This window comes from Streptomyces sp. SAI-135 (genome assembly GCF_029893805.1).
In the GTDB taxonomy this organism is placed as follows: domain Bacteria; phylum Actinomycetota; class Actinomycetes; order Streptomycetales; family Streptomycetaceae; genus Streptomyces.
The window spans coordinates 4,430,322-4,444,174 of sequence record NZ_JARXYP010000002.1; the positions used below are offsets into that span (position 1 = coordinate 4,430,322).

Below are 13,853 nucleotides of genomic sequence, written 5' to 3' on the forward strand. Positions count from 1 at the left end.
GCAGACGGACCACCACACCCGACGACCGAACGACGAGACCCCGACCCACAACCGGCAACACGCGGACCGACGGCCCACAACGGAAAGGCACCCCTCCCCCACCCCCACACCGCCACGCGGCACGCACGCCCAGGGCGGTAGGCCGTGCGATCCGGGCCCGGAGCACCCCTGCCCCACCCCACCTCCGGGCCGCCCCGCCCGCTTCCCGGACCCCGGGAGCCGTCCCGCGATATCCCGCACGCCATGTCGCCGTAACCGTTGGTTCAGACAGGCTTGCGAGGCTCACCGAATGAAGCCCGCCGAGCCAGAGCCTTCGCCGCCGCCCGAGGGGTCCGCGGGGAACGGGGACGCCCCGGTCGCCGCCGTGCTCCCGCTCGCTGCATCCGACGCGCCCGTTTCGCTCCTGGCGCGGAAGAATGGGTCCATGAGCCAGTCGAACGCCCAGGCAGAGGTCCAGCACGTGCAGCCCTCCGTGGGCTCCATAGCCGCGCACCGCCCGCACACCGTGTCGGCCACCGTCTCCGATCTGGAACCCGATCTCGACGCCGATCTCGACGCGTACGAGGAGATCCCGGTCGACGGTGCCGCCCAGCTCCCGCAGGGTCGTTTCCTCGACCGGGAGCGCAGCTGGCTCGCGTTCAACGAGCGGGTCCTGGAACTCGCCGAGGACCCGAACACCCCGCTCCTGGAACGCGCGAACTTCCTCGCCATCTTCGCCAGCAACCTGGACGAGTTCTTCATGGTCCGGGTGGCCGGTCTGAAGCGCCGTATCGCCACCGGCGTCGCCACCCGCTCCGCCTCCGGCCTCCAGCCCCGCGAGGTGCTGGAGATGATCTGGGCCCGCTCCCGCGAGCTGATGGCCCGGCACGCCGCCTGCTACCACGAGGACGTCGCCCCCGCACTCGCGGAGGAGGGCATCCACCTGGTCCGCTGGAACGAACTCCAGGAGAAGGAGCAGGCCCGCCTGTTCACCCTGTTCCGGCACCAGATCTTCCCGGTCCTGACCCCCCTCGCGGTCGACCCGGCCCACCCCTTCCCGTACATCTCCGGCCTCTCCCTGAACCTGGCCGTGATCGTGCGCAACCCGGTCAACGGCAACCGCCACTTCGCCCGGGTCAAGGTCCCGCCGCTGCTGTCCCGCTTCCTGGAGTCCTCCCCCGGCCGCTACGTCCCCATAGAGGACGTCATCGCCGCCCACTTGGAGGAGCTGTTCCCGGGCATGGAGGTGCTGGAGCACCACACCTTCCGGGTCACCCGCAACGAGGACCTGGAGGTCGAGGAGGACGACGCCGAGAACCTCCTCCAGGCCCTGGAGAAGGAGCTCATGCGGCGCCGCTTCGGCCCGCCGGTGCGCCTGGAGGTCGAGGAGTCCATCGACCGCGAGGTGCTCGACCTGCTGGTGCGCGAGCTGAAGATCTCCGAGGCGGAGGTCTACCCGCTGCCCGGCCCCCTCGACCTCACCGGCCTCTTCCGCATCGCGGGCCTGGACCGCCCCGAGCTGAAGTACCGCAAGTTCATCGCGGGCGTCCACCGCGACCTGGCCGAGGTCGAGTCGGCGTCCGCGCCGGACATCTTCGCCGCCCTGCGTACCCGTGACGTGCTGCTGCACCACCCCTACGACAGCTTCTCGACGTCCGTGCAGGCCTTCCTCCAGCAGGCGGCCGACGACCCGGACGTCCTCGCCATCAAGCAGACCCTGTACCGCACCTCGGGCGACTCCCCCATCGTCGACGCCCTCATCGACGCCGCCGAGGCCGGCAAGCAGGTCCTCGTCCTGGTCGAGATCAAGGCCCGCTTCGACGAGCACGCCAACATCAAGTGGGCGCGCAAGCTGGAGGAGGCGGGCTGTCATGTCGTCTACGGCCTGGTCGGCCTGAAGACCCACTGCAAGCTGTCCCTGGTGGTCCGTCAGGAGGGCGACACGCTACGGCGGTACAGCCACGTCGGCACCGGCAACTACCACCCGAAGACGGCACGGCTGTACGAGGACCTCGGCCTGCTCACCGCCGACCCGCAGGTGGGCGCGGACCTCTCCGACCTGTTCAACCGGCTGTCCGGCTACTCCCGCCGCGAGACCTACCGCCGCCTCCTGGTGGCCCCCAAGTCCCTTCGCGACGGCCTGATCTCCCGCGTGAACAAGGAAGTCCAGCACCACCGCGCAGGACGCCCGGCCTTCATCCGCATCAAGGTCAACTCGATGGTGGACGAGGCGCTCATCGACTCGCTCTACCGCGCGTCCCAGGCGGGCGTGCCGGTCGACGTCTGGGTGCGCGGCATCTGCGCGATCCGGCCGGGCGTCGCGGGCATGTCGGAGAACATCCGGGTCCGCTCGATCCTCGGCCGGTTCCTCGAACACTCCCGCGTCTTCGCCTTCGGCAACGGCGGCGAGCCCGAGGTGTGGATCGGCAGCGCCGACATGATGCACCGCAACCTCGACCGCCGGATAGAGGCACTGGTCCGCGTCACCGACCCGGCCCACCGGGCAGCGCTGAACCGGCTGTTGGAGACCGGCATGTCCGACACCACCGCGTCCTGGCACCTCGGCCCGGACGGCGAGTGGACCCGGCACGCCACGGACGCGGACGGCCAACCCCTGCGCAACGTCCAGGAGATGCTCATAGACGCCCGGAGGCGCCGGCGTGGCACAGCAACACCTTGAACCGACGGATCCCCTGTCCGGGCACGTCGGGCCTGCCACCGGGGACGCCCTCGCGGGCTACCTGCGGTCCCAGGCCACGGAGTTCCTCCGCGCCCTGCGCCAGCACCGCGACTCCGGCGGTGCGGCGGCGGGCGCGGAGGAACCGGTCGACGCGGCCCGGGCCCTGCGCCGCTCGGTCCGCCGCATCAGCGCCAGCCTCCACACCTTCCGCCCCGCCCTCGACGCCGACTGGTCGGAGTCGCTCCGCCCCGAACTGGCCTGGCTCTCCGGCACCCTGGGCATGGAGCACGCCTACGAGTCCCGCCTGGAACGGCTGTTGCTGGCGCTGCACAGGCTGTCGGGGGCGGTGTTCCCGGCGCAACCGCGCCCCGTCGGCACCGCCCCGTCCCCCGGCCCGGCGCCCGCCCCGGACCGCGGCAACCTCACCGTGGGCGCGGCGAAGGCGGGCGCGCTCCTGGACCGCCAGCTCACCCTCGCCCGCACCCGGGCCCACTCGACGGCCCTCCAGGCCCTCGGCTCCTCCCGCTTCCACGCGGTCGCCGACAGCATCGCCGTCCTGGCGAGCGAGGTCCCCCTGACGGCGACGGCCGGCGGCACCGACCTGCGCCCCCTGGCCGCAGCGGCCCAGGAGCGCCTGGAGGACGCCGTGGCCGCCCTCCCCCTGGTCGCCGCGGGCCACCCCTACAACGCCGAGGCCCTCGTCCACGGCCTCTCCCCGGACCCCTCCCCGCACCCCCAGGACGCCCCCTGGCACCAGGTCCGCCTGCTGCTGCGCCTGCACCGCTACGCCCGCGAGGTCCTGACCTCCTCGGTGGACGTACGGCTCCTGACGGCGGGCCAGTGCCTGGACCGGCACCGGGACGCCTCGGAGGCCGCGTCCGCCGCCGCCGCGGCGGCCCGCACCCCCCGCATCGCCCCGGCCACCGCCTACGCCCTGGGCGTCCTGCACGCCGACCAGCGACACGAGGTGGAGGCGGCCAGGTTCGCGTTCCAGCAGTGCTGGCAGAAGCAGGCGGTGAGCACATGACCCGTCCCGATGACGACGACTCCGTGGTCCAGGCGGCCGGCTGCGTCCTGTGGCGCCGCTCACCGATCGACGGCGACCTCGAGATCTGCCTGGTGCACCGGCCGAAGTACGACGACTGGTCGCATCCCAAGGGCAAGGTGAAGCGCGAGGAGGACGCCCTCGCCGCCGCGCTGCGCGAGGTCGAGGAGGAGACCGGCTACACCGCCGAGCCCGGAACCGAGCTGGCCACCGTCCGCTACATGGCCAACGGCCGCCCCAAGAGGGTCCGTTACTGGGCGGCCGAGGCAATCCGGGGCCACTTCACCCCGAACGACGAGGTGGACCGCATCCTGTGGCTCTCCCCGGCCGCGGCCCGCAGCCGTCTGACGCAGTACCGCGACCGCACCCTGATCGACGAGCTGCTGCCGCTCTAGGCCCTAGTCCCCGGCCATGTGCCCCGCAGCGTCCGCCCGTGCCTGGCTACGGGCTCTGCGCGCCGGCCCGCGCCAGCCGCAGGTGCACCGGGCCAGACAGAAGCGGCCCTGTTCGACCATCTGCGTGTCATGGTCCGGCCGCTCGGAGGGGGGTGGGGGAATCCTGTCCTGCTGCGCCACTCCGACAACGTTACCCAGCTCGGGTAAAGCCGAAGTATGCGCGTGACGACCCCTCCCACCCGTCGTTAAGCGAACGACACGGCGGGTCCTTGACGGACGTATCGGCTGGGGGTAGGCGGCGATGGCGAAGCGGCAGCAGAAGCGGGCCGGCGGGTCGGTCGCCGCGGCGGTGCTCATGGCCTGCGCCGGCGCCACCGGCTGTTCGGCGAGCGGCGCCACCCTGGACGACGCGCACGGGGCCGATCCGGTCGGAACCCTGCGCCGGGCCGCCGACACCCTGGTGGACGCGGGCAGTTCGAAGGCCCGTACGTCGATGGAGATGGCCACCGGCGGCACCCGGGTCACCATCCGCGGCGAGGGCGTGTACGACTTCCGCGGGCGGCTCGGCCGGCTGAAGGTGATGCTGCCGCAGGACCCGGCCGGCACCAGCGAGCACCGGCCGATCACCGAACTCCTCGCCCCCGGCGCCCTGTTCATGAAGAACCGGGGCGCGGGTGTGCCCGCCGACAAGTGGGTGCGGGTCGACACCGCGACCCTCTCCGACGGCAACCTCGTCACCGGTGGGGCCACCGATCCGCTCGTGGCCGCCGAGGTGCTGCGCGGGACCAGGACGGCGACGTACGTGGGCGCGACCGAACTCGCGGGGACCGAGGTGCGCCACTACCGCGGCACGGCGGACCTCGTCGCCGCGGCCAAGGGCGCGGGCGGAGCCGGCAGGGGTGTGCTGGCCGCGGCGGCGAAAGGGTTCGCCACGGCCGCGGTGCCCTTCGACGTCTACCTCGACGACCAGGGCCGCATCCGCAAGGTCCGGCACCGTTTCAGCTTCGTCAACGGGCAGGAGCAGGGCACCGTCGCGGTCGCCTCGACGACCCTGCTGTACGACTTCGGGGTCGCCACGGACGTACGACTGCCGGCCGCCCGGGACATCTACGCCGGCAAGATCGCCGAGGGGTGAGCGGCCGTGACGGGCGTCAAGGACTAGCCCGTCCGTGCCATGCGCGGTGTGTAGACCGCTCCCTACTCTAGGAAGTCGGTGACGGCAGAGAAGAGGTGATGCGCGTGGCTCCGGTCGGCGGTACGGCGGTTCAGGACCACGTGGCCCTCGCCGAGATCGAGCTGTGCGGAGAGCTGATCATCGCGGCGTCGGCCGCGGACGACCGGCTCAGCCTGGAGAGCATCGACGAGGTGCTGAAAGTGGCCGAGGAACGCGCGGACGCCCCCGGCCGGTGAGCCGGGGGCGCCAGTCGCGAAGAAGGCCGGATCACGTCCGCAGCAGACGGCCGATGGCCTTCGTCGCCTCCTCGACCTTCGCGTCGATCTCCGCGCCGCCCTTGACGGCCGCGTCCGCGACGCAGTGCCGCAGGTGTTCCTCCAGGAGCTGCAGCGCGAAGGACTGCAGGGCCTTGGTGGAGGCGGACACCTGCGTGAGTATGTCGATGCAGTAGACGTCCTCGTCGACCATCCGCTGCAGGCCCCGGATCTGGCCCTCGATCCGGCGCAGGCGCTTGAGGTGCTCGTTCTTCTGTTTGTGGTAGCCGTGCATGGTGGGCCCATGGGACTCGTGGAGGTTGTTTTCCGCCACTGTCTCGGAGGGCGCCGTGGCGCCGGCCTCGGTCGTCGTCATCGCGTCCTCCACATCACGGCCACACCCTGAGGGAATCACATACCCCTCCTGGGTATATCGTACCGAAGTTTCCCGGGTATAGGGCCTGCGGACGGCCCCCGTGCCAACCACTGTGCCCGATGGGCGACACTGGGGGACGGCCCATTAGCCGTGGCCGGATGATGCACTTAGCATCAGCCTGACCGAAACCGATGCACCCCGAGGACCCCTTGTGCGCTTTCGTCTGACCCCCAGGGAGACGAGCTTCTACGACATGTTCGCCGCCTCCGCGGACAACATCGTCACGGGCTCGAAGCTCCTGATGGAACTGCTCGGGGCGGACGCCTCCGCCCGGGCCGAGATCGCAGAGCGTATGCGGGCCGCGGAACACGCCGGTGACGACGCCACGCACGCGATCTTCCACCAGTTGAACTCCTCGTTCATCACGCCGTTCGACCGCGAGGACATCTACAACCTGGCGTCCTCCCTCGACGACATCATGGACTTCATGGAGGAGGCCGTCGACCTGGTCGTCCTCTACAACGTCGAGGAACTCCCCAAGGGCGTCGAGCAGCAGATCGAGGTCCTGGCGCGGGCGGCCGAGCTCACCGCCGAGGCCATGCCGAACCTGCGGACCATGGACAACCTCACCGAGTACTGGATCGAGGTCAACCGGCTGGAGAACCAGGCCGACCAGATCCACCGCAAGCTGCTCGCCATGCTCTTCAACGGCAAGTACGAGGCCATCGAGGTCCTCAAGCTCAAGCAGATCGTGGACGTCCTCGAAGAGGCCGCGGACGCGTTCGAGCACGTGGCGAACACGGTGGAGACCATCGCCGTCAAGGAGTCCTGAACCCTTCCATGGACACCTTCGCTCTGGTCGTGACCATCCTGGTCGCGCTCTTCTTCACGTACACCAACGGCTTCCACGACTCGGCGAACGCGATCGCGACCTCGGTGTCGACGCGGGCCCTGACCCCCCGGGCCGCGCTGGCCATGGCGGCGGTCATGAACCTTGCCGGCGCCTTCCTCGGCTCCGGGGTCGCCAAGACCGTCAGCGAGGGCCTGATCGAGACGCCGGAGGGCTCGAAGGGGATGGGCATCCTCTTCGCGGCACTGGTCGGCGCGATCACCTGGAACCTCATCACCTGGTACTTCGGGCTGCCCTCCTCGTCCTCGCACGCGCTGTTCGGTGGCATGGTGGGAGCGGCGCTCGCCGGCGGCACGGAGGTGCTCTGGAGCGGCGTGCTCGACAAGGTCGTCATCCCGATGTTCGTCTCCCCGGTCGTCGGCCTGGTGGCCGGCTACCTGGTGATGACGGCGATCCTGTGGATCTTCCGGCGCGCCAACCCGCACAAGGCGAAGCGGGGCTTCCGGATCGCGCAGACCGTGTCCGCGGCCGGCATGGCCCTCGGGCACGGCCTTCAGGACGCGCAGAAGACCATGGGTGTCGTGGTGATGGCCCTGGTCATCTCCGGCCACGAGACCTACGGCGACCCGATCCCGGTCTGGGTGAAGATCGTCTGCGCGGTGATGCTGTCGCTGGGCACCTACGCGGGCGGCTGGCGCATCATGCGCACCCTGGGCCGGAAGATCATCGAGCTCGATCCGCCGCAGGGTTTCGCAGCGGAGACGACCGGTGCGGCGATCATGTTCACCACCGCGTACCTGTTCAAGGCGCCGGTGTCGACGACCCACGTCATCACCTCGGCGATCATGGGTGTCGGCGCCACCAAGCGGGTCAACGCGGTCCGCTGGGGCGTCGCCAAGAACATCATCCTCGGCTGGTTCATCACCATGCCGGCCGCGGCGATCGTGGCCGCGTGCGCCTTCGGGATCGTGAACCTGGCGTTCCTGTAGGAGCCGTACACGTGATCGGGCCCGCCCCCGGGAGCCGGGGGCGGGCCCTCTGTGTCCTCGCGGTGGCACCGCCATGCAGCACCGCGAGGGGTTCCGGGTCGGCTCAGCCGAAGCGGCCGGAGATGTAGTCCTCCGTGGCCTGGACCGACGGGTTGGAGAAGATCCGCTCCGTCTCGTCGATCTCGATCAGCTTGCCGGGCTGCCCGACGGCGGCCAGGTTGAAGAACGCCGTGCGGTCGGAGACACGGGCCGCCTGCTGCATGTTGTGCGTCACGATGACGATCGTGAAGCGCTCCTTCAGCTCACCGATCAGGTCCTCGATGGCGAGCGTGGAGATCGGGTCAAGGGCCGAGCAGGGCTCGTCCATGAGCAGGACCTTGGGCTCCACCGCGATCGCTCGGGCGATGCACAGACGCTGCTGCTGACCGCCGGACAGGCCCGAACCGGGCTTGTTGAGACGGTCCTTGACCTCGTTCCAGAGGTTCGCGCCCTTGAGGGACTTCTCGACGACGTCGTTCAGCTCGGACTTCTTGTACGAGCCGTTCAGGCGCAGGCCCGCCGCCACATTGTCGAAGATCGACATCGTGGGGAACGGGTTCGGGCGCTGGAAGACCATGCCCACCTCGCGGCGGACGGACACCGGGTCGATTCCCTGGCCGTACAGGTCCTCGTCGTCGAGGAGCACCTTGCCCTCGACACGGCCACCGGAGGTGACCTCGTGCATCCGGTTGAGCGTGCGCAGGAACGTCGACTTGCCGCAGCCGGAGGGGCCGATGAAGGCCGTCACCGAGCGCGGTTCGACCGTCATCGAGATGTCCTCGATCGCCTTGTGTGAGCCGTAGTAGGCGGTGAGCCCGCTTACGTCGATTCGCTTGGCCATGACTACTTCACTTCCAGTCAGTCGCTGAGGGGGCCGCGTCAGCGACCGGTCTTCGGGGCCTTCCAGCGGGCGATGCCGCGGGCCACCAGGTTCAGGATCATCACGAAGGCGATCAGCGTCAGGGACGCCGCCCACGCTCGGTCGTACGCCGCACCGGCGCCCGCGCTGTTCGCGTACTGCTGGTAGATGTACAGCGGCAGCGACTGCTGCGCCCCCTCGAAGGGGTTGGCGTTGATGAGCGAGTTGCCCCACACCAGGAGCAGCACCGGCGCGGTCTCACCGGCGATACGGGCGATCGCGAGCATGATGCCGGTCGTGATGCCGCCGATGGAGGTCGGCAGGACCACCTTCAGGATCGTGCGCCACTTCGGGACGCCCAGCGCCAGGGACGCCTCGCGCAGCTCGTTCGGGACGAGCTTGAGCATCTCCTCGGTGGAGCGGACGACGACCGGCATCATCAGGATCGCCAGGGCGAGCGAGCCGGCGAACCCGAAGGGCTGCATGTCGAACATCAGCATGATCGAGAGGATGAACAGACCCGCGACGATCGAGGGGATGCCCGTCATGACGTCGACGAAGAACGTGACGGCCTTGGCGAGCTTGCCGCGCCCGTACTCGACCAGGTAGATCGCGGTCAGCACACCGATCGGCGCCGCGATCACGGTGGCCAGGGCGACCTGCTCCAGACTGCCGAGGATGGCGTGGTAGATGCCGCCGCCCGGCTCGGAGTCGGCGATCAGGCCCATCGAGTGGGTCAGGAAGTAGAAGTCGAGGACCTTCAGCCCGCGCGAGACGGTCGACCACACCAGGGAGACCAGCGGGACGACGGCGAGCAGGAAGGCGACCCAGACCAGCGCGGTGGCGACCCGGTCCTTGGCCTGGCGGCGGCCCTCCACCCGGGCGGCGACGACGTAGGTGCCGAGGACGAACAGGACCCCGGCGATCAGCGCCCACTGGATGCTGCTCTCCAGCCCGGCGGCCGCGCTGATGCCGAGCCCGACGGCGACGGAGCCCGCCGCGACGGCGTACGGGGTCCACTTGGGCAGGCTGGCGCCGCGCAGGGTGCTGGGGCGCTTGTCGGCGATGACGGCGTTGCTCATGCGTTGGCCCCCGAGTACTCCTTGCGGCGCGCGATGATCATGCGGGCGGCGCCGTTGACCAGCAGGGTGATGACGAACAGGACGAGGCCGGAGGCGATCAGCGCGTCCCGGCCCAGCTCGCTGGCCTCACCGAACTTGCTGGCGATGTTCTGGGCGAAGGTGCCGCCGCCCGGGTCGAGCAGGCTGGCCTGGATGTCGAAGCTCGGCGAGAGCACGGTCGCCACCGCCATCGTCTCACCGAGGGCGCGGCCGAGACCGAGCATGGACGCGGAGATCACGCCGGAGCGGCCGAAGGGGATCACCGCCATGCGGATCACCTCCCAGCGGGTGGCGCCGAGCGCCAGGGCCGCCTCCTCGTGCATCTGCGGGACCTGGCGGAAGACCTCGCGGCTCACGTTGGTGATGATCGGCAGGATCATGATCGCGAGCAGGATGCCGACGGTGAGCATCGAGCGGGGGGCCCCGCCCTGCCACTGGAAGATGCCGGTCCAGCCGAGGTAGTCATTGAGCCAGCCGTAGAGGCCGTTCATGTGCGGGACCAGGATCAGGGCGCCCCAGAGGCCGTAGACGATGGACGGCACGGCGGCGAGCAGGTCGATCACGTAGGCGATCGGGCCGCTCAGCCGGCGGGGGGCGTAGTGCGTGAGGAACAGCGCGATGGCGACGGCGATCGGGACGGCGATGGCCATCGCGATGATCGAGGAGACGATCGTGCCGAAGACCAGGACCGCGATGCCGAACTTCGGCGGGATGAGCTGGGTGTTCCACTCGAAGGCGGTGAAGAAGTTCGCCTCGTCCTTGCTGATCGCGATGGAGGCGCGGTAGGTGAGGAAGCCGGCGATGGCGGCCATGATCACCAGCAGCAGGATGCCCGACCCGCGGGAGAGCCCGAGGAAGATCCGGTCACCGGGACGGGTGGCGCCGCGGGCCGCGCGCTTCTGCTCGGCCGTGGTCGGCTGGGAGGTGGGCGGAGGTGTGTCTGTTATCTGTGTGGTGTCCATCGGGTTCTCCGGTCTGCTGAGCCGCACGCGGGGTGCGGCTCCTGGCGGCGGTGCACCGGACGGTGCGGTCCGGCCCGGGCCCCTTGCGCAGGGGTCCCGGGCCCGATCGCACACTCAGGTCAGCTCAGGCCCTCGATGGTGGTGCGGACCTTGGCGATGATGTCGTCGGGGATCGGCGCGTAGTCGTTGTCCGCGAGGACCTTCTGGCCGTCCTCGGAGGCGGTGTAGCGCAGGAACGCCTTGGTGGCGGCCAGGGTGTCGGCCTTGTTGCCCTTGTCGCAGACGATCTCGTACGTGACCAGGACCATCGGGTAGGCGCCCTCGGCCTTGGTGCCGTAGTTGAGCTCCAGCGCCAGGTCCGAGCCGGTGCCGACGACCTTGGCGTCGGCGATGGCCTTGGTGGCGTTCTCGACGGTCGGCTCGACCGGGGCGGAGGCGCCGGTGTTGATGCTGACCGGCGTGATGCCGTCCTTGGCGTAGGAGAGCTCGAAGTAGCCGATGGCGCCGTTGGTCTGCTTGACCTGCTGGGCCACGCCGGAGGACTGCGCGGCGGACTGGCCGCCCTTGGCCACCCAGGTCTTGCCGTGCTCGTAGGGCCAGTCGGTCTTGGCGGTGGCGATCAGGTACTTGGTGAAGTTGTCCGTGGTGCCGGAGTCGTCCGAGCGGTGGAACGCCTGGATCTTGAGGTCCGGGAGCTTGACGCCCGGGTTCAGCTTGGCGATCGCCGGGTCGTTCCAGTTGGTGATCTTGGAGTTGAAGATCTTGGCGATGGTGGGCGCGTCCAGCGTGAGCTTGTCGACACCGGAGATGTTGATGCCGAGGGCGATCGGGCCGCCGACCATCGGGAGGTCGATGCCCTGGCCGCCGGAGCAGACCTTCTTGGAGGCCGTGACCTCTTCGGGCTTCAGCGCGGAGTCGGAGCCCGCGAAGGCGACCTGGCCGTTGTTGAACGCGGTGACGCCCGCGCCGGAACCGCCGCCCTTGTAGTTGATCTGCACGCCACAGGCCTGCGTGAACTGCTTGACCCAGGCGTCGATCGCGTTCTTCTGCGCGGAGGAGCCGTCGGCGAGCAGCTGACCCTTGGCGTCGTCGCACTTGATGTTGCCGGCGGCGGCCGTGGAGGACGCGCTGCTGTCGCCACCGCTGCTCGTGTCGTCGGAGCCGCACGCCGTGAGGGCCAGGGCGCCGGAGACGGCGAGAGCACCGAAGGCGAGGGCCCGCCGGTTCTTGCGCTGAAGCTTCACTTGAGTTCCTTCCGGGAGCCGCCGTCCTGAATCCGGCGGCGTGCGCGAAGTCTGGGTGACACGGATGCGCTTTCGGGACGCATCACGCATCGCGTAAGGCCGAAATTAGGCAGATCAGGTGAAGGCGTTCATGGCCGGAAGTGAACGGGGGGTGAACCCCTGCGGAAGGTGCGGTGAGGTCACGGAACGCTTACGTCGAGGGCACAGTGTGATTCCGGAACCCGCCTGGGAACCCCCACACCGACAGTCCCGTCTCGTACCACGGAAGCCTGCGAGGCCGACGAAAGGCACGGACACATGGAACGGCGTACGTTCATCGGGGGCGGCGCGGCCGCGATCGCGGCGGTGGCCACGGCCGCCTGCGACAGCGGCGGCAGCGCCGACGCCGCGCAGAGCACCGTCGGCCAGTCCCTCTCCTCCCGTACGCCCGCCGCGGCCGCCGCGAACTGGTCGGCTCTCGCCCGCGACCTGGACGGCCCCCTGCTGCGCCCCGGCGACGCGAACTGGCCGACCGCCCGGCAGCTCTACAACACCCGCTTCGACTCGCTGAAACCCGCGGCGGTGGCCTACGTCGCGCACCCCGACGACATCCGCACCGCGCTCGCCTACGCCCGCGCCCACGGCGTCCGGGTGGCGATCCGCAACGGCGGCCACTCCTACGCCGGCTGGTCCTCGGGAAACAACCGGCTGATCGTCGATGTCTCGAAGCTGAACCGCGTCCGCGCCTCGGGCGGCACCGCCGTGGTCGGCGCCGGCGCCAAACTGATCGACGTCTACCGGGCCCTGACCGCCAAGGGCGTGACGATCCCGGCGGGCTCCTGCCCGACCGTCGGCGTCTCCGGCCTGGTCCTCGGCGGCGGTCACGGCGTGGCCTCCCGGGCCTACGGCCTCACCTGCGACAGCCTCACCCAGGCCACCCTGATCACCGCCGACGGCAAGCAGCTCACCGCCGACGCGTCCACCCACACGGACCTCTTCTGGGCCCTGCGCGGCGCGGGCAACGGCAACTTCGGCGTGGTGACCGAGCTGCACTTCAGGACCCACCCCGCCCCGCAGGGCGTGACCGCGTACGCGACCTGGCCGTGGTCGAAGGCGGCCGCCGTGGTGCGGGCCTGGCAGGAGTGGGGCCCCAGCCAGCCCGACGAGATCTGGTCCTCCTGCCACCTGGAGAACGCCGGCTCGCCCTCCGTGGCGGTCGCGGCCTTCTCCCTGGGCACCTACGGCGAGCTCCAGAACGCGCTCGACCGCCTGGCCGACAAGGTCGGCTCGCCCGCCCGCAGCGTCACCCTGCGCCGGCACTCCTACGAGAGCGCGATGGAGGCGTACGCGGGCTGCTCGTCCTTCTCCACGGACGCCAAGTGCCACCTGCCCGGCTCCACCCCGAACCGCGACCCGCGCGGCGCCCTCGGCCGGGAGACCTACGCGGCCCACTCCGACTTCTTCGACCGCTCGATCCCGGCGGCCGGCGTCCAGACCCTGCTGAGGCAGATCTCGGCGGTGCGGGGAGGCTCGGGCAGCATCGCCCTGACGGCCCTCGGCGGAGCGGTCAACCGCGTCTCCCCCACGGCCACGGCGTTCGTCCACCGCCGCTCCCGCATGCTGGCCCAGTACATCGGCTCCTGGCGGGCCGGCACGACGGGCACGGCGGCCCGCTCCTGGCTGACGGGGGCCCACGACGCGATGCAGCCGTACGCCTCGGGAGCGGCCTACCAGAACTACACGGACCCGACGCTGAGGGACTGGCGGAAGGCGTATTACGGCGACGCGGCGACAAAGCTCGCCAAGGTGAAGAAGCAGTACGACCCGCAGGGGTTCTTCACGTTTCCCCAGGCGCTGTAGCCGCTTTCCGCCAGGGCCTGTCCCACGGATCACGGCCTGCCCGACGG

Annotated in this window: 13 protein-coding genes; 8 read left to right on the top strand and 5 right to left on the bottom strand. The window is 70.2% G+C overall.

Translation table 11 applies throughout. The features are described from left to right. Nucleotides 1-424: 424 nt before the first annotated feature. The 5 genes from M2163_RS24475 (at nucleotide 425) to M2163_RS24495 (ending at nucleotide 5,509) form a co-directional block, all read left to right on the top strand. Complete coding sequence (locus M2163_RS24475; protein ID WP_053851897.1) at nucleotides 425-2,659, top strand: RNA degradosome polyphosphate kinase; 2,235 nt, start codon at nucleotides 425-427, stop codon at nucleotides 2,657-2,659. Next, complete coding sequence (locus M2163_RS24480) at nucleotides 2,640-3,686, top strand: CHAD domain-containing protein (protein ID WP_280850688.1); 1,047 nt, start codon at nucleotides 2,640-2,642, stop codon at nucleotides 3,684-3,686. Before M2163_RS24475 ends, M2163_RS24480 begins: the two co-directional genes overlap by 20 nt. Beyond that, complete coding sequence (locus M2163_RS24485; protein ID WP_280850687.1) at nucleotides 3,683-4,099, top strand: NUDIX hydrolase; 417 nt, start codon at nucleotides 3,683-3,685, stop codon at nucleotides 4,097-4,099. The genes M2163_RS24480 and M2163_RS24485 overlap by 4 nt, the downstream gene beginning before the upstream one ends. A gap of 301 nt (nucleotides 4,100-4,400) precedes the next feature. Further along, nucleotides 4,401-5,234 carry a hypothetical protein gene (locus M2163_RS24490; RefSeq protein WP_280850686.1) on the top strand — a complete coding sequence of 278 codons (834 nt, stop codon included), beginning with the start codon at nucleotides 4,401-4,403 and terminating at the stop codon, nucleotides 5,232-5,234. Nucleotides 5,235-5,332: 98 nt separating this feature from the next. After that, nucleotides 5,333-5,509 (top strand): hypothetical protein, encoded by a 177-nt coding sequence (locus M2163_RS24495; protein WP_020122926.1) that lies wholly within the window; start codon nucleotides 5,333-5,335, stop codon nucleotides 5,507-5,509. Nucleotides 5,510-5,540: 31 nt separating this feature from the next. Here M2163_RS24495 and M2163_RS24500 read toward each other — a convergent pair whose 3' ends face one another. Next, nucleotides 5,541-5,903: a metal-sensitive transcriptional regulator gene (locus M2163_RS24500; RefSeq protein WP_280895034.1), complete on the bottom strand. Its 363-nt coding sequence runs from the start codon at nucleotides 5,901-5,903 to the stop codon at nucleotides 5,541-5,543. A gap of 211 nt (nucleotides 5,904-6,114) precedes the next feature. Here M2163_RS24500 and M2163_RS24505 point away from each other — a divergent pair, with 211 nt between their 5' ends. Together M2163_RS24505 and M2163_RS24510 are read left to right on the top strand one after the other, a co-directional pair. Beyond that, complete coding sequence (locus tag M2163_RS24505) at nucleotides 6,115-6,735, top strand: DUF47 family protein (RefSeq protein ID WP_045555910.1); 621 nt, start codon at nucleotides 6,115-6,117, stop codon at nucleotides 6,733-6,735. Nucleotides 6,736-6,743: 8 nt separating this feature from the next. Next, on the top strand, nucleotides 6,744-7,742 hold the full coding sequence (locus M2163_RS24510) for an inorganic phosphate transporter (protein ID WP_280850684.1): 999 nt from the start codon (nucleotides 6,744-6,746) through the stop codon (nucleotides 7,740-7,742). Nucleotides 7,743-7,845: 103 nt separating this feature from the next. On the opposite strand, the gene pstB is transcribed toward M2163_RS24510, so the two are convergent. The 4 genes from pstB to pstS all read right to left on the bottom strand — a co-directional run bounded on the left by pstB (nucleotide 7,846) and on the right by pstS (nucleotide 11,967). Beyond that, complete coding sequence (gene pstB / locus M2163_RS24515) at nucleotides 7,846-8,622, bottom strand: phosphate ABC transporter ATP-binding protein PstB (protein ID WP_280850683.1); 777 nt, start codon at nucleotides 8,620-8,622, stop codon at nucleotides 7,846-7,848. A 38-nt stretch (nucleotides 8,623-8,660) separates the two neighbouring features. Next, a complete protein-coding gene (pstA, locus tag M2163_RS24520; protein ID WP_280850682.1) occupies nucleotides 8,661-9,722 on the bottom strand; it encodes a phosphate ABC transporter permease PstA in 1,062 nt (353 codons plus the stop codon). Then, on the bottom strand, nucleotides 9,719-10,723 hold the full coding sequence (gene pstC / locus M2163_RS24525; protein ID WP_280850681.1) for a phosphate ABC transporter permease subunit PstC: 1,005 nt from the start codon (nucleotides 10,721-10,723) through the stop codon (nucleotides 9,719-9,721). The genes pstA and pstC overlap by 4 nt, the downstream gene beginning before the upstream one ends. A gap of 119 nt (nucleotides 10,724-10,842) precedes the next feature. Continuing rightward, on the bottom strand, nucleotides 10,843-11,967 hold the full coding sequence (gene pstS / locus M2163_RS24530; protein ID WP_280850680.1) for a phosphate ABC transporter substrate-binding protein PstS: 1,125 nt from the start codon (nucleotides 11,965-11,967) through the stop codon (nucleotides 10,843-10,845). A gap of 297 nt (nucleotides 11,968-12,264) precedes the next feature. Between pstS and M2163_RS24535 the strand changes: the two genes are divergently transcribed. Further along, nucleotides 12,265-13,806, top strand: a complete 1,542-nt coding sequence (locus M2163_RS24535; protein ID WP_280895035.1) for an FAD-binding oxidoreductase — start codon at nucleotides 12,265-12,267, stop codon at nucleotides 13,804-13,806. Nucleotides 13,807-13,853 lie beyond the last annotated feature (47 nt).